The organism is Streptomyces sp. NBC_01006 (genome assembly GCF_045162725.1).
In the GTDB taxonomy this organism is placed as follows: domain Bacteria; phylum Actinomycetota; class Actinomycetes; order Streptomycetales; family Streptomycetaceae; genus Streptomyces.
Genome location: NZ_CP108700.1, coordinates 4,144,500 through 4,158,777, shown reverse-complemented (window position 1 = coordinate 4,158,777; position 14,278 = coordinate 4,144,500). Strand labels below are relative to the sequence as shown.

Annotated in this window: 16 protein-coding genes; 8 read left to right on the top strand and 8 right to left on the bottom strand. The window is 70.6% G+C overall.

Annotation, left to right across the window (positions count from 1 at the left end):
- Positions 1 to 414: 414 nt before the first annotated feature.
- Positions 415 to 1,878 carry a replicative DNA helicase gene (dnaB, locus tag OG509_RS18995; protein ID WP_053687861.1) on the top strand — a complete coding sequence of 488 codons (1,464 nt, stop codon included), beginning with the start codon at positions 415 to 417 and terminating at the stop codon, positions 1,876 to 1,878.
- Between the two features lie 9 nt (positions 1,879 to 1,887).
- Complete coding sequence (locus OG509_RS18990) at positions 1,888 to 3,273, top strand: serine hydrolase domain-containing protein (protein ID WP_406183652.1); 1,386 nt, start codon at positions 1,888 to 1,890, stop codon at positions 3,271 to 3,273.
- A gap of 34 nt (positions 3,274 to 3,307) precedes the next feature.
- Here the strand turns inward: OG509_RS18990 and OG509_RS18985 are convergent, their stop codons facing one another.
- From OG509_RS18985 to OG509_RS18975, 3 genes are read right to left on the bottom strand one after another with little or no spacing between them, the layout of a single operon-like run.
- Entirely contained in the window at positions 3,308 to 4,483 is a 1,176-nt protein-coding gene (locus OG509_RS18985) for a winged helix DNA-binding domain-containing protein (protein ID WP_406183651.1), read from the bottom strand.
- A gap of 54 nt (positions 4,484 to 4,537) precedes the next feature.
- Complete coding sequence (locus OG509_RS18980; protein ID WP_406183650.1) at positions 4,538 to 4,999, bottom strand: GNAT family N-acetyltransferase; 462 nt, start codon at positions 4,997 to 4,999, stop codon at positions 4,538 to 4,540.
- A gap of 29 nt (positions 5,000 to 5,028) precedes the next feature.
- Positions 5,029 to 5,922 carry a GNAT family N-acetyltransferase gene (locus OG509_RS18975; protein ID WP_406183649.1) on the bottom strand — a complete coding sequence of 298 codons (894 nt, stop codon included), beginning with the start codon at positions 5,920 to 5,922 and terminating at the stop codon, positions 5,029 to 5,031.
- 219 nt (positions 5,923 to 6,141) lie between these two features.
- Here OG509_RS18975 and OG509_RS18970 point away from each other — a divergent pair, with 219 nt between their 5' ends.
- Complete coding sequence (locus tag OG509_RS18970; protein ID WP_387283454.1) at positions 6,142 to 6,792, top strand: HAD family hydrolase; 651 nt, start codon at positions 6,142 to 6,144, stop codon at positions 6,790 to 6,792.
- Positions 6,714 to 8,117, top strand: coding sequence for a globin domain-containing protein (locus OG509_RS18965; RefSeq protein WP_406187624.1), 1,404 nt, complete (start codon positions 6,714 to 6,716; stop codon positions 8,115 to 8,117). The genes OG509_RS18970 and OG509_RS18965 overlap by 79 nt, the downstream gene beginning before the upstream one ends.
- Before the next feature lie 69 nt (positions 8,118 to 8,186).
- Here OG509_RS18965 and OG509_RS18960 read toward each other — a convergent pair whose 3' ends face one another.
- The 5 genes from OG509_RS18960 to OG509_RS18940 form a co-directional block, all read right to left on the bottom strand.
- A complete protein-coding gene (locus tag OG509_RS18960; RefSeq protein WP_030153230.1) occupies positions 8,187 to 8,666 on the bottom strand; it encodes an NUDIX domain-containing protein in 480 nt (159 codons plus the stop codon).
- A 74-nt stretch (positions 8,667 to 8,740) separates the two neighbouring features.
- Positions 8,741 to 9,646 carry a LysR family transcriptional regulator gene (locus tag OG509_RS18955; RefSeq protein WP_406183648.1) on the bottom strand — a complete coding sequence of 302 codons (906 nt, stop codon included), beginning with the start codon at positions 9,644 to 9,646 and terminating at the stop codon, positions 8,741 to 8,743.
- Between the two features lie 175 nt (positions 9,647 to 9,821).
- Complete coding sequence (locus OG509_RS18950; protein WP_406183647.1) at positions 9,822 to 11,036, bottom strand: cystathionine gamma-lyase; 1,215 nt, start codon at positions 11,034 to 11,036, stop codon at positions 9,822 to 9,824.
- Positions 11,033 to 11,524 carry a low molecular weight protein-tyrosine-phosphatase gene (locus OG509_RS18945; protein WP_406183646.1) on the bottom strand — a complete coding sequence of 164 codons (492 nt, stop codon included), beginning with the start codon at positions 11,522 to 11,524 and terminating at the stop codon, positions 11,033 to 11,035. Before OG509_RS18945 ends, OG509_RS18950 begins: the two co-directional genes overlap by 4 nt.
- 10 nt (positions 11,525 to 11,534) lie before the next feature.
- Positions 11,535 to 11,915: a phage holin family protein gene (locus tag OG509_RS18940; RefSeq protein WP_030153238.1), complete on the bottom strand. Its 381-nt coding sequence runs from the start codon at positions 11,913 to 11,915 to the stop codon at positions 11,535 to 11,537.
- Positions 11,916 to 12,004: 89 nt separating this feature from the next.
- Between OG509_RS18940 and OG509_RS18935 the strand changes: the two genes are divergently transcribed.
- The 4 genes from OG509_RS18935 to OG509_RS18920 all read left to right on the top strand — a co-directional run bounded on the left by OG509_RS18935 (position 12,005) and on the right by OG509_RS18920 (position 14,272).
- On the top strand, positions 12,005 to 12,322 hold the full coding sequence (locus tag OG509_RS18935) for a cupin domain-containing protein (protein ID WP_030153240.1): 318 nt from the start codon (positions 12,005 to 12,007) through the stop codon (positions 12,320 to 12,322).
- Positions 12,323 to 12,467: 145 nt separating this feature from the next.
- Positions 12,468 to 12,695 (top strand): DUF5326 family protein, encoded by a 228-nt coding sequence (locus OG509_RS18930; RefSeq protein ID WP_403739107.1) that lies wholly within the window; start codon positions 12,468 to 12,470, stop codon positions 12,693 to 12,695.
- A 292-nt stretch (positions 12,696 to 12,987) separates the two neighbouring features.
- Positions 12,988 to 13,725: an IclR family transcriptional regulator gene (locus OG509_RS18925; RefSeq protein WP_406187623.1), complete on the top strand. Its 738-nt coding sequence runs from the start codon at positions 12,988 to 12,990 to the stop codon at positions 13,723 to 13,725.
- A 97-nt stretch (positions 13,726 to 13,822) separates the two neighbouring features.
- The gene (locus OG509_RS18920) at positions 13,823 to 14,272 is read left to right on the top strand and encodes an SsgA family sporulation/cell division regulator (RefSeq protein WP_385585807.1); all 450 of its coding nucleotides are present in this window, start codon (positions 13,823 to 13,825) and stop codon (positions 14,270 to 14,272) included.
- Positions 14,273 to 14,278: the final 6 nt, after the last annotated feature.

Genomic DNA, 14,278 nt, shown 5'->3' with positions numbered 1-14,278 from the left:
GTCTTTGGATCCTTACCGATGAGTTGGTTCACACGTTCTCGGCACCCCGTTGGAGGCGTTCTCGAAACTGGGGCCAAGAATTTTCTCCCCCACAGCCCGTGGAGGAAGAAACTGCAGGTCAGGGTGGGTGGTTGGGTGGGGCAGGTGATTTTGTCCACAGCGCCGTCCCCCGGTCCGTGCACAGCTTCCGGCGACTTACCCACAGCATTGGGTCGGTCATCCACATCTCATCCACACAGCCTGTGGATAACAAGATTGGCTGACGTCGCTCTCGGCCCTACCGTTGTGCGTTGCCCGACTCGCCGACAGCGGATTCGGGTGCCCCACATGTCAGAGCCGTGTCGTAGAAAGAGTGGCACGGCGAGGTCCGCGTTGCGGACGGGAGGAGGCGGCCCGGTGAGTATGCCCGAGCCCATGGACGACCCCTGGGCCGACAGCGGTCCGGGTGACCGTCTGCCCGCCCGTCCGCGCCGTAACAGCGACAGCCGGGGCCGCGGGGACGAACAGCACGAGCGGGGCCGCGAGGGCGGCTCCTGGGACGGCGGTGGCGGCGGCTTCGAGCGCGTCCCGCCGCAGGACCTCGACGCCGAGCAGTCGGTGCTCGGCGGCATGCTGCTGTCCAAGGACGCGATCGCGGACGTCGTCGAGGTCATCAAGGGCCACGACTTCTACCGGCCCTCGCACGAGACGATCTACCAGGCGATCCTCGACCTGTACGCCAAGGGCGAGCCGGCCGACCCGATCACCGTCGGCGCCGAACTGACCCGCCGGGGCGAGATCAGCAAGGTCGGCGGTGCCTCCTACCTGCACACGCTCGTCCAGTCCGTGCCGACCGCGGCGAACGCCGAGTACTACGCGGAGATCGTCCACGAGCGGGCGGTACTGCGCCGCCTGGTCGCCGCCGGTACGAAGATCACGCAGATGGGATACGCGGCGGACGGCGACGTCGACGAGATCGTCAACAGCGCCCAGGCCGAGATCTACGCCGTCACCGAGCAGCGGACCTCCGAGGACTACCTGCCGCTGGGCGACATCATGGAGGGCGCGCTCGACGAGATCGAGGCCATCGGCTCGCGCAGCGGCCAGATGTCGGGCGTCCCGACCGGCTTCACGGATCTCGACTCGCTGACCAACGGCCTGCACCCGGGCCAGATGATCGTCATCGCGGCCCGCCCCGCCATGGGTAAGTCCACCCTCGCGCTCGACTTCGCCCGGGCCTGCTCCATCAAGAGCAACCTGCCCAGCGTGATCTTCTCCCTCGAAATGGGACGCAACGAGATCGCGATGCGCCTCCTGTCGGCGGAGGCCCGGGTCGCCCTGCACCACATGCGCTCCGGCACCATGACGGACGACGACTGGACCCGGCTGGCCCGCCGGATGCCGGACGTCTCCGCCGCCCCGCTCTACATCGACGACTCCCCGAACCTGTCGATGATGGAGATCCGCGCGAAGTGCCGGCGCCTCAAGCAGCGCAACGACCTCTCGCTCGTGGTCATCGACTACCTCCAGCTCATGCAGTCGGGCGGCTCGCGCCGCCCCGAGAGCCGCCAGCAGGAAGTCTCGGACATGTCCCGAAACCTCAAGCTGCTGGCCAAGGAGCTAGAGGTGCCGGTGATCGCGCTGTCCCAGCTGAACCGTGGTCCCGAGCAGCGCACCGACAAGAAGCCGATGGTCTCCGACCTGCGTGAGTCGGGCTCGATCGAGCAGGACGCCGACATGGTCATCCTGCTCCACCGCGAGGACGCCTACGAGAAGGAGTCGCCCCGCGCGGGTGAAGCGGACCTGATCGTGGCGAAGCACCGTAACGGCCCCACGGCGACGATCACGGTCGCCTTCCAGGGCCATTATTCGCGGTTCGTGGACATGGCCAACACGTAGCATCCGATCATGGATGCCGTATCTGAAGACCTGGATCTGCTCCCCGCGACCCGGCGTGCGCTGAGGCACCGGATCGCCGTCGCGCAGAGCGAGGGGCGGGCGCCGTCGGTGGTGGCGGCCGTGGCCCGCGGTGGCGAGGTGGTCTGGGAGGGCTCCCGGACCTCCGTCGAGGGGCACGGGCCCGACGGGAACGTGCAGTACCGGATCGGGTCGATCAGCAAGACCTTCACGGCGGTTCTGGTGATGCGGCTGCGGGACGAGGGCCTGCTGCACCTGGAGGACCCGCTGGAGAAGCACCTGCCGGGGACGGGCGCCGGAGAGGTGACGATCACCCAGTTGCTGGCCCACACCGGTGGGTTGGCGGCGGAGACGCCGGGCGAGTGGTGGGAGCGCTCGCCCGCGGCGCTGCGGCCCGAGCTCGCGGACGTGCTCGGTGAGGATCCCTTCCGCTTCCGGCCCGGCCGGCGCCACCACTACTCCAACCCGGGCTACACACTGCTGGGTTCGCTCATCGAGGCCGTGCGCGCGAAGCCGTGGGACGAGGTGCTCCGGGCCGAGGTGCTGGAGCCGCTGGGTCTGGACCGTACGACGGCGCAGCCGCATGCCCCGCACGCGGGCGGCTGGGCGGTGCACCCGTGGGCCGACGTGATGATGGCCGAGCCGCCGGAGGACCTGGGGCTGATGGCCGCGGCCGGACAACTCTGGTCCACGACACGAGACTTGGCGCGGTTCGCGGTGTTCCTCGCCCGGGGTGACGAGCGGGTGCTGAGCGCGGAGTCGGTACGGGAGATGCGGACGCCGGCCGCGCCGCCGGAGCCCGGTCTCGCCGAGCTCGGCTACGGGCTCGGCATGCAGCTGACGGACGCCGGTGGGCGCAGGCTCGCTGGCCACAGCGGTTCGCTGCCGGGGTTCGTCGCGGGGCTGTGGCTGAGCGAGGCGGACGACGTGGCGGCCGTGGTGCTGGCGAACTGCACGTCGGGGCTGCCCGCCTCGACGGTGGCCGCGGAGCTCGTGGCGATCGTCGCGGACGCGGAGCCGCCGTTCCCGCAGCCGTGGCGGCCGTTCAGGGAGGCCGATCCGGTCGCCCTGGAACTGTGCGGCCCCTGGTACTGGGGTACGTCGCCGCAGGTGCTGCGGCTGAAGGCGGACGGGTTGCTGGAGCTCGCGCCGGTGGGTGCGATGGGTCGGGCGGCCCGGTTCCGGGCGGAGCCCGACGGCAGCTGGACCGGACTCTCCGGCTACTACGCGGGGGAAACCCTGCGGGCAGTCCGGCGCGAGGACGGCTCGGTGAGCCATCTCGACCTGGGCTCGTTCGTGTTCACGAGGGAGCCGTACGACGCACAGGCCCCGGTGCCGGGCGGGGTGGACCCGCAGGGCTGGCGGGGCATCGGCTAGGCCGTGTCTTTCGGATCAGGCCGGGCCGGCAGGCTCAGGCCACGAGTTCGCGTTCCAGCGGGGTGCGGAAACGCGGGGTGATCCGGGCGTCGCCCACCCAGCGGGCGAGGCGGGCGGCCTCGGCGGCGACGGCCTCCTCGGCGGCGCAGCCGGGGTCGCCCAGCAGCCGCCAGACGATTTCGCCGTCCGCGCGCTGGGCCCAGCCGCCGACGATCTCACCGTTCCACCACATCGTGGGGCCGATATTGCCGGCGTAGTCGAAGAGTGCGGGCCGGTGGGCGGGGTCGAGGTGGAAACCCCGGTCGGCCCAGCCCATCGCGCTGGGGTCCAGGCCGGGCAGCAGCGCGGCCCAGGGTTCCGGAGCGGGTTCGGGAGCGGTGTCGCCGGGGCCGACCAGGGCGGTTCTGCCGTCGTCGAGGCGGACCTGGTCGGGGCCGACGGCGACGAGGGCCTTGCGGACGTCGGTGAGGGTCCAGCCCGTCCACCACTTGAGGTCCGCCTCCGTGGCCGGTCCGTAGGCGTGCAGCCAGCGGCGGGCGATCTCGGCGCGGGCCTCGGCAGGCGGTACGGCGGGCCAGGGCTCGGTGTGCACCCAGCGGAACTGGCTGGAGGTCCACGATCCGCGCGGCCGGTCACGGCGGATCCGGCCGTCGGCGGCCAGGAGCCGGATCACACGGCTGGCGACGCCGGTCTCGGCCTCGTACTTCTTGCCCCGGCCAACGGTGATCTTCCGGCGTAGTGCGGGCACGGCCGCGGAGAGCTGGCTGCCGGTGCAGGGGCCATGGGCGTCGAGGGCGTGGAGCGCGGCGGCCTCGGCCCCGGCCAGCCAGTGGGCGTCGAGGCCCTGGCCGTCCTCGTCGAGGTGCTTGAGCAGGGTGCGCCGCTCCTTGGCGGCGATGCCCCGGGCGGTGGAGGAGTCCACGTACGGGGCGAGTTCGCCGGAGACGGCGAAGAGGGTCCTGCGCATGCTGAGCAGCCGGACGAGAGAGATGTCCTCGTAGAGCGCCTGCTCGACGACGGCGGGGCCGCCTTCCGCGAGCCGGGCGCGGGCCGAGAGGAACAGGGTCGCGGCGTCGGTGGCGTGCAGGGCGACGACGGCGTCCGCGGCCTCGGCCACCGTGGCGGCATGTACCGAGGGAGCCAGGCGGTGTCTGCGCCCGAGCCGGTGGCGGCGCTCGGCGGTGGTCACGAGGGGGAGGCTGGGGCTCATCCTCCCGATCGTAGGCCGGGCCGCCGACACCGGCCCGGCCTGCCGTGTGGGCGATCAGAGGGAGAGCTTGAACCCGACGTGGGACGCGGTGAACCCGAGCCGCTCGTAGAAGCGGTGGGCGTCGGTGCGGGTCACGTCGGAGGTGAGCTGCACGAGCTGGCAGTTTTCACGGCGGGACTCTTCGATGGCCCATTGGATGAACCGGGTCCCCAGGCCGCTGCCGCGCTCGTCGGCGTGGACCCGAACGCCTTCGATGATCGAGCGGGTGGCTCCCTTGCGGGACAGCCCGGGGACGATGGTGAGCTGGAGGGTGCCCACGACGCGTCCCTCGCGGACCGCGACGACCACCTGCTGGTGGGGGTCGGCGGCCAGACGCTTGAACGCAGTGATGTACGGAGTCAGGTCGTCGGGCGACTCGCGAGTGGCGCCGAGCGGGTCGTCCGCCAGCATGGCGACGATGGCGGGCAGGTCCTCCTCGGTGGCGGGGCGGATCGCCGGCTCGTCGGGATCGGTCATGGAAAGGTTCCTTTCTCGGCCCGCCGCTCTCAGCCCGCTGCCACGGTGAGCGGGGCCCAGCGTCGCGTCCAGTCGCCGGGCAGTCCCGGGATGTCGCGGGTCATGACGGCGTTGAACGCCACGGAGCCGAGCCCGCGGTCCTTGAGCCAGGCGAGCAGCTCCTCGTGGCGTACGTCGATGTCGGTCCGCAGCGGCCGGTCGGTGGCCGCGGCGAGTGCGGTGACGAGTGCCTGGGCGCCTGCCGTGTCGCGGGCGATCAGTGGCCCGATCACATGGGTCTCCATGTTGGGCCAGATCGCGGCATAGCCGACGAGCTCGCCCCGGCTGTCCTCGGCTACCAGCAGCCGGTCCGCGAAGGCGGGAAGCCGCGTGATCATGTGCGTCCGGTCCGTGCCGAAGACCTCGGTGTCCAGCCGGACGATCCGCGGGATGTCCTCGCCGGTAGCCGGCCGGACGGCCACGGAGCCCGCCTCAGGCACCGGGTCCGACGGCCCTCGGCGGAAGGTACCCCGGAGCATTTCCGCACGGCCGGTGGTGTCGAAGCCGAGCTCCTCGTAGAGGGGACGGCCGTAGGGAGTGGCGTGGAGGGTGAGCGGGATGCCCTTGAGTAGGTCGTCGCAGATGTACGTCATCAGCCGGCGACCCAGGCCGCGACGGGCATAGCGCTCGGCGACGAGGACCATTCCGATGGCGGCCAGCTCCGGGCCGGCGTGGGTATGCCCGTACGAGGTGACGACGCAGGCGGCCGCGAGCCCGTGTCCATCGGGTGCATCGATGCCGTAGCCGCTGCCCGCGGCGAGAAGCAGCCCCCACTTGTGGTCCTCGCGCGGCCACCCGCGGTCTTCGGAAAGGTCAGCGCAGCTGCGGAGATCATCCACGGTCAACGCACGGATCGGCAGGTCGGTGAGGTGTGGTGGTGTCACGGGCCCAGACTGGATCATCAGCCGGGGGGCGTCCAGAGGATTTGGGGTCGATGTTTCACGTGAAACATCGCCAAGCCTCTCCCCGGGGCTTCCATGGCGAGGTGGCTTGGTGGGACCGGGCGATGTTTCACGTGAAACATTCGCTGCATCTGTATCTGCATCCGCTTCGCCCCGCCGGGAGGTGCCTTCGGCGAAATGAACGGGCTAGCCTCGTCTGCCATGACCCTCCTTCACCTCTTCGATCTCGACGGGACGCTGATGTACGGATCGGCGGCGCCGGTCGAGATCTCCCGACAGCTCGGCCTGAGCGCGGAGATCGCCAAGCTGGAGCGGGCGTTCGGCGCGCAAGAGATGGGGCCGCACGAGTTCTCGGTGGCGGCGCATGCGCTGTGGGCGGAGCTGACGCCCGGGCACGTCCGGGCGGCGTTCGACGGAGCCCCGTGGCTGGCGGGGATCCGCGAGGTGTGGCGGGAGATCAGGGAGCGCGGGGACTACTGCGCGGTGGTCTCGCTGTCGCCGTCGTTCTTCGTGGAGCTGCTGCTGGAGTGGGGCGCTCATGCCGCACACGGATCGGTCTTCCCGGAGGTGCCTTTCACCCGGCCCGTGGAGGCGGCCGGGATCATGACGCCTGAGGGAAAAGTCACGGTGGCGGACCGGCTCTGCGCGCAGTTCGGGGTGAGCCGGGCCGACTGTGTCGCGTACGGGGACTCGGCGACCGACGCGGTGCTCTTCGACGCCGTTCCGGTGTCCGTTGCGGTCAACGCACGGCCGTATCTGGCGGAGCGGGCGACATACGTCTACGAGGGCCGGGACCTGCGAGAGGCGTATCAGCTCGTCGGGGCGGCACGCCCGGAAGTCCAAGCATCTTAAGAGGAAAGCGGGTTCGAAACGCGGACTTTCCGGGTTTTCCCGCGAGTAGTTGGGGCGGCTGGCAGGCTCTGAGGCCCGGAACCACGGATTCGAAGGCCGTGGCGTGCTTACCGACCGAGATGTTCGAAGCGAGGCATCGCATGGACGCTCTGCCCACCAGATCGGCCAGACGGACGGCCCGGATACCGTCCGGGGGCGGTGCGGTCGAGCCCTCCCCGGACGCGGTGCTCATCCGCCGCACCCTTCAAGAGATCGCACCCATCGCCGACAGGGTGACCTCGTACTTCTACGCCCTGGTGTTCACCGGGCACCCGGAGGTCCGGGGCATGTTCCCGGCCGCCATGGACGCACAGCGAGACCGGCTGCTGAAGGCATTGCTGACCGCCGCCGAGCACATCGACGACCCGGAAGTGCTCGTCCCGTATCTGCGTCGGCTGGGTACCGGGCACCGGAAGTACGGGACGATGACCGGGCACTACCCGGTGGTGGGTGAGGCCCTCATCGGCGCGCTGTCCCGGTACGCGCAGCAGACCTGGGGGCCGGAAACGCAGGCCGCGTGGGTGCGGGCGTACACCGTGATGTCCCAGACCATGATCGACGCCGCGGCGGAGGACGAGGTGAAGAGCCCCGCCTGGTGGCATGCGGAGGTGGTCTCGCACGATCTGCGCACCCCGGACATCGCGGTGCTGACGGTCCGCCCCGACCAGCCGTACCCCTTCCTCGCGGGCCAGTACACGAGCCTGGAGACCCCGTGGTGGCCCCGGGTGTGGCGGCACTACTCGTTCGCCTCGGCGCCGCGCGCCGACGGGCTGCTGTCCTTCCACGTCAAGGCCGTTCCTGCGGGCTGGGTCTCCAACGCGCTGGTGCGGCACGCCCGGCCCGGCGACGTGCTGCGGCTCGGGCCGCCGACCGGGTCGATGGTGGTGGACCACACCACCGACAACGGGATGCTGTGCCTGGGCGGCGGGACCGGCATCGCCCCGATCAAGGCGCTGATCGAGGACGTGGCGGTGCACGGTGAGCGCCGCCCGGTAGAGGTGTTCTTCGGGGCGCGCAGCGACGGCGACCTCTACGACAAGGACACCCTGCTGGGGTTGCAGCGCTCGCATCCCTGGCTGTCGGTGCGCCCGGTGGTCGGAGAGGGACTCGCGGGCCAGCTGCCCCAGGCGATCGGCGCACACGGGCCGTGGAGCTCGTACGACGCGTTCGTCTCGGGGCCGCCCGCGATGATCCGCAGCGGGGTGAGCGAGCTCAAGCGGATCGGCATACCCGGCGACCGGATCCGCTTCGACGCGGTGGAGGAGCTGGTGGGCGCGGGGGGCTGAGACCAGGGCGACCTGCCGGGGCCCGGGCCGAAGCGACCCGGGCCGAACAGACCGAAGACCGGGCCGGGATCAGCCCAGGTCGGGGGCGTGCATGGCGCGTACGCCCTCGATGTTGCCGTCGAGGTAGTGGCGCAGGGACAGCGGGACGAGATGCACGGCGGCGATGCCGACCCGGCTGAAGGGCACGCGGACGATCTCGTACTCGCCGGCGGGCTCGTCGACTTCGGGGCCGTGCCGCTGGCTGGGGTCCATGGACTCGAGGTGGCAGACGAAGAAGTGCTGCACCTTCACTCCGGTCACCCCGCCGTCGGCGATGTGCTCGACGGTGTCGACGAAGCAGGGCACCACATCGGTGATCTTCGCGCCGAGTTCCTCGTGGAGCTCTCTGTGGAGGGCGTCGACGACGGTGGCGTCCGAGGGCTCCACTCCCCCGCCGGGGGTGAGCCAGTACGGATCGACGCCGGGCTTGGTGCGCTTGATGAGGATCAGGTCGCCACCGTCGAGCAGGATCGCGCGGGCGGTGCGTTTGACCACGGGACGTTCGGTCATGGGAGAAGAGTGGCCCAGACTGCGGTGTCTGAAACGCGTGTCGGCGAAACGCGCCGCACACCGGAAGCGGAGGCTCACCAGTGGGCGGCGGCGCGCAGCAGCCGGTCGTGTGCACGGGCGAGGTGGGCGAGGGCGAGACTGCCGGTCCGTACGACGAGGAACCAGGTGCGCAGCGGCGGTACGGGCGGCTCCAGCAGGGCGACGATCTGCCCGCGGTCGAGGGCGTCCTGACACAGGTACCGAGGCAGGACGGCCAGTCCGGCTCCGGCCCGGACGCATTCCAGTACGGCCCGAAGGTCGGGGGCGACGACGGTGGCGGCCTCGGGCCGGGTGCCGGGCCGGGTCTCGAAGACCGCGGCCCAGTAGCGGGCGACGAGCGGCAGCGTCTCGTGGACCTCGACGAGCGGAATGCCGTCGAGGGCGGCCGGGCCGGCCTCGCGCAGCCGGTCCGGATCGACGAGGGCGGCCCAGTAGGGCGCGGCGACCAGGACGTGCTCCTCGTCGCACAGGGCGGTCGCGCTGAAGAGTCCGCCGCGCGGGCGGGCGGTGGTCACGACGAGGTCGTGGTGCCCGGCGGCGAGCCCGTCGAGGGCCTCCTCGGCGCCGGCCTGGAGCACGGTGCGCAGGGTGTGGCCCTGGCCGACGAGCGGTGCGAGGGCGGGCAGGACGCGTACGCACAGGAACTCGGGCGGACCGGCGAGGTGCAGGGTGCGTAACGCGCCGGCGGCTTCGCGTTCCGCCTCGGCTATCCGCAGCAGGGCGTCGAGGTGCGGGGCGGCCTTGTGGGCGAGTTCGTCGCCGACGGCGGTGGGGGTCACCCCGCGGGCCCTGCGGTGGAACAGCGGTCTGCCCAGCTGGCGTTCGAGGGTGCGGATCTGCGAGGTGACGGCGGGCTGCGACAGCCCGAGGAGCGCGGCGGCCCGGGTGAACGAGCCCGCCCGGTGCACGGCGACGAAGGTGCGCAACAGGGCCAGGTCCATGAAGGCCCCTCTCGGTGGGGGCCTTCAACTATAAATATGCCGATAGGCCCCTGTCGTTACCGTGATTGGACTCTGACGTTGAGTCAACTAGCCTTGTGCGCGTGGTTCTTCGCGCGGAACCCGGGGCGGTCCGAGCCACTAGGGGGGAGGCTCGGACCGTCCTTGTTCCGGCTGCTCAGACGCCCGTGCCCGCCGCGTCGAGGGCCCGCAGCACGTCCGCGACCAGGTCATCGGTGTCCTCGGCCCCGGCGGACAGGCGGATGAATCCCTCCGGCACCGGGTCGCCGCCCCACCGTCCGCGCCGCTCCGCGGTGGACCGTACGCCGCCGAAGCTGGTGGCGTCCTCGACCAGGTGCAGGGCGGCCATGAACCGTTCGGCGTGCGCTCGGTCCGGCAGGGTGAAGGAGACGACGGAGCCGAAGCCCCGCATCTGCCGGGCGGCCGTCTTGTACGACGGGTCCGCGGGCAGCCCGGGGTAGCGCAGCCCGGTGACGTCCGTACGGTCGGCCAGCGCCTCGGCGACGGCCAGCGCGTTGGCCCACTGGCGCTGGGCGCGCAGCTGGATGGTGGCCAGGGAGCGGTGGGCCAGCCAGGCCTCCATCGGGCCCGGGATCGCGCCGACGATCTTGCGCCAGCGCCGGACGGCGGCGGCGAGCCCCGGGTCGCGACAGACGACGTAGCCGAGCAGGAGGTCGCCGTGGCCGGTGAGGCCCTTGGTGCCGCTGGCGACGGAGAAGTCCGCGCCGAGTTCCAGGGGCCGCTGGCCGAGCGGGGTGGCGAGGGTGTTGTCGACGGCGACGAGGGTGCCGCCCGCATGAGCGGACTCGACCAGGCGGCGGATGTCGCACACGTCGAGCCCGGGGTTGGACGGGGTCTCGATCCACAGCAGCCTGGCCCCGTCGACGACGGCGAGCTGCGCGTCGTCGCCGGTCGGGGCGGTGCGGACGTGGATCCCGTACGCCTCCAGCTGCTCGCGGACCAGTGGCAGGGCCTGGTAGCCGTCGTCGGGCAGGACGACGGTGTCGCCGGTGCGGGCCTGGGAGAGCAGGACGGCGGAGACGGCGGCCATGCCGGAGGCGAAGACGACGGTGTCGACGCCGTCCTGGCCGGGCGCTTCGAGTTCCCCGATGGCCCGCTCCAGCAGGGTCCAGGTGGGGTTGGTGTCGCGGCCGTAGGTGTACGGGCCCGCCACATCGCCGGGGAGGTGGAAGTGGGCGGCGAAGACGGGGCCGGGCAGGGGCGGTTCGTTCTTGACGGGCTCGGGCAGCCCGGCGCGCACGGCTCGCGTGCCGTCGCCGATCCCGTCCGCCGTGGCGGCTCCGGACCCCGATCCTGCTCCTGCTCCTGCTCCTGTTCCGGCCGCCGTCGGATCGTCGGCGTGTTCGGTCATGCGGTGTGCTCCTTCACTGCCTCGCGTACGGCGTCCAACAGGCCCGCGCTCGCCGCCTCGACGAGTTCCAGGCACTGCTCGAATCCGTCGAGGGAGCCGTAGTAGGGATCCGGTACATCGGCCTCCGCGGCCGTCGCCGCCGGGTCGTAGGAGCGCAGCAGCCGTACCTTGGCGGCGTCCTCGGGGGTGGGTGCGAGACTCCGCAGCTCCCGCAGGTGCCCGGCGTCGAGCGCGATGACGAGATCGAGGCCGGCGAACCAGGAGGCCCGGAACTGCCGGGCCCGGTGACTCTGCTCGTACCCGGCGGCCTCCAGGACGGTGACGGTGCGCGGATCGGCGCCGTCCCCCTCGTGCCAGCCGCCGGTGCCGGCGCTGTCCACCTCGACCAGGGCGTCGAGACCGGCCTCGGCGACGCGGGCGCGGAAGACGGATTCGGCCATGGGGGAGCGGCAGATGTTGCCCGTGCAGACGAAGCACACGCGGTACATGGCGGTGCGCTCAGTTCTTGTCGGGCAGGGCCATGTTCACGGCCCAGGAGACGACGGAGATGATCAGGCCGCCGAGCAGGGCCGTCCAGAAGCCGTCGACGTGGAAGCTGAGGTCGAGCTTGCCGGCCAGCCACGAAGTCAGCATCAGCATCAAGGCGTTCACGACGAGGGTGAACAGCCCGAGGGTGAGGATGAACAGCGGCAGCGAGAAGAACTTCACCACGGGCTTGACGATGATGTTGACCAGGCCGAAGACCAGTGCGACCAGGATCAGTGCGAGGGCCCTGCGGCCCAGGGAGCTGTGGTCGTCGAGCGTTATGCCGGCGAGCAGCCAGATGGCGACGGCCAGGGCCGCCGCGTTCGCGAGCGTCTTGACTACGAAATTCGTCATGTGTCTGATCGTGGCAGAGAAGATCCCGGTGGGACATCAGCAGATCAGCGGATGCCAGGGAACGTGAGAGAACAAGGGGCACAACGACGATGAAGGCCTTCCGGCTGGACGAGCTCGAGGCGGAGCGGCTCGCGAACGACGGCGCCTATCTGCAGTTCCTGCGCGAACGGAACATGTCGGTCGGGTTGTACGCGCTCGACGCCGGCCAGAGCGACCCGCAGCAGCCGCACCGCCAGGACGAGGTGTACTTCGTGGTGAGCGGCCGAGCCTCGATCACGGTCGGGGAGGAGACGACGACGGTGGCGCGCGGCAGCGTCGTCTACGTCCCCGCCGGGGTGGTGCACAAGTTCCACCACATCACCGAGGACCTGCGGGTCCTGGTGGTGTTCTCCCCTCCGGAGGCCTAGCCGGCAGACCCCGTCCCAGGGTCGGCCGCCCCGATTCCCCTAGGGGGCGGATCAGGGGAGTCCGGGGGCTCGCGGGCCCCCGGGCGGTTGGGCGGCCTCCTAGCATCGAGAGCAGGAAGTCACGGCTCAGGAAGAGGTTGAGGACATGGACGGGATCCGAGAGACATTCGCAGGCATGCCCTGGTGGGTTAAGTGGGTCGCGATCCCGCTTCTGGTGCTCTTCGTCTTCGGTGGCGTCATCACCAGCATCCTCGGTGCCCTGATCTCGTTCGTCTTCAAGCTGCTGCTCTTCGCAGCCCTCGTAGGCGGCCTGGTCTTCATCGTGAAGAAGTTCACCGGCAGCGGTACGAAGTCGTCCTCCCGCGACTGGTAGGTCCCCGGGCCCCGGGTCAATCCCGGGGATTAACCCGGGCGGGGGAACGTGAGGTGGCAAACCGCCCACACCGCGGGAATCGGCGGATAGAGTGGCAATCTGTGCCGTTCCCTGGGTATCGGACGCCGGTTATGCCGCCCTGACCTGCGGTTTTCTCCAGTGTCAGCCGAGTGCGACCCCCAGGAGCCGCGGCGCGTGCGGGGGCGGCCCCCGCAGGGCGGGCCCTCCCCAGGCCCGCCGCCACGCCTGGGGGTGAGCTTTGTCTTCGGTTCACAATGCCGGTGTGCCGACGCTGATCGGTTCGGTGCAGCGCGCGTTGAGGCTGCTCGAAGCAGCGGGTTCCCATAGCGAGGGAGCCCCGGCGAAACAACTGGCGCGCGAGGCCGGGCTCCCGCTCCCCACCGCGTACCACCTGCTGCGTACCCTCACCCATGAGGGCTATCTGCGGCGCGAGAGCGGCGTGTTCGTGCTCGGCGCGGCCGCCGGGCGGCTGGCGGGCGGCGGGCTGCAGCAGAAACGTCGCAGCATGATCGTCGACTCCCTCGCGCACTTCCGCGACGCAGTCGGGGCCCCCGTCTACTTCGCGGTGTTCCGTGAGGGTGAGATCGAGCTCGTGGGTGTCTCGGACACCCCGGCCAGCCCCGCCGTCGAGGAGTGGGCCGATTTCCGCGCGACCGGCCATGCGCACGCCATCGGACAGTGCCTGCTGGCCCAGCTCGACGAGAAGACGCGCAGGGACTATTACGAACGGCACCCGGTCGAGGCCGTCACCCGGTACACCGTCCGGGACCAGAGCGCCCTCGAACACCGCATCGGCTCCCTCGGACGCATGGAGCCGGTTACGGAGCGTCAGGAGTACGCACTGGGCACCGTCTGTGCAGCCATCCCCATCACCGCGGGCGATACCGCCGCAACCATGGCGATTTCCCTCCCTTTGCACCAGGAGGAACGGTTGCTTTATGTGGTCGATCGGCTACGGAGTGAAGTAGGCGCGCTGTTGAGCACCCTCTCGTTCTCTATCAGTATCTGAAAACTCACTCCTTGTGATCTGCATGAGCTTCCACCACCCTTGTCAAGAGGGCCCTGGGGGTTCATTCCTGGCCACTTCCACTACAGCGGGGTAGTCCATGCGCGAGTCGGTACAGGCAGAGGTCATGATGAGCTTCCTCGTTTCCGAGGAGCTCTCCTTCCGGATCCCGGTGGAACTCCGGTACGACACCCGTGACCCCTACGCAGTGCGCCTGACGTTCCACCTTCCCGGAGACGCCCCCGTGACCTGGGCGTTCGGGCGGGAGCTACTCCTCGACGGCATCAACAAGCCGTGCGGCGACGGTGATGTGCACATCGCCCCCACCGATCCCGAGGACCTGTCCGACGTCCACATCCGGCTCCAGGTCGGCTGTGACCGGGCGCTGTTCCGCGCCGGCGCCGCGCCGCTCGTCGCGTTCCTCGACCGTACAGACCGGCTTGTTCCGCTCGGTCAGGAGCGAAACCTCGGCGACTTCGAGGAGAACCTCGACGAGGCGCTGGACCGGATCCTGGCCGAGTCCCAGCAGAACGAGCAGAACGCGGGCTGAGCGGGT